Annotated in this window: 1 pseudogene; it reads left to right on the forward strand. The window is 51.6% G+C overall.

The features are described from left to right. Nucleotides 1–673: pseudogene (locus tag R7Q46_RS27495) on the forward strand (2-isopropylmalate synthase); the annotation flags it as partial.

A 673-nucleotide genomic window follows, 5' to 3' on the forward strand; every position in this document is an offset into this window, starting at 1 on the left:
AAAATAGCCGAGTTTGTGCCCTTTCGCGTGCCGTTGCGAAAGACATCGATGCCGCAGCTGAGGCGCTAAAAGTTGCTGACCAATTCCGTATCCACACTTTTCTAGCCACTTCCACGATTCACGTTCAAGACAAGCTACGCCGCAGTTACGATGACGTACTTGAAATGGCGGTCAACGCCGTTAAACACGCGCGTAACTACACCGATGATGTCGAATTTTCTTGTGAAGACGCAGGCCGAACCCCAATCGACAATCTATGTCGCATGGTTGAAGCCGCAATTGATGCTGGAGCAAGCACCATCAACATTCCCGATACCGTTGGCTACACAGTGCCAAGCGAGTTCGGTGGCATCATCCAAACGCTTTTCAACCGCGTGCCGAACATCGACAAGGCCATCATTTCTGTGCACTGTCATGATGACTTGGGCATGTCGGTCGCAAACTCAATTGCAGCAGTACAAGCCGGTGCTCGCCAAATTGAAGGCACCATCAATGGTATCGGCGAGCGTGCGGGTAACTGCTCACTAGAAGAGATCGCGATGATCATCAAGACGCGTCAAGAGCTTCTGGGCGTAAGCACGGGGATCAAGCACGAAGAAATCCATCGTACTAGCAAGTTGGTGAGTCAACTGTGCAACATGCCGATCCAAAGCAACAAAGCGATCGTGGGTGC

The organism is Vibrio sp. 811 (assembly GCF_033339195.1).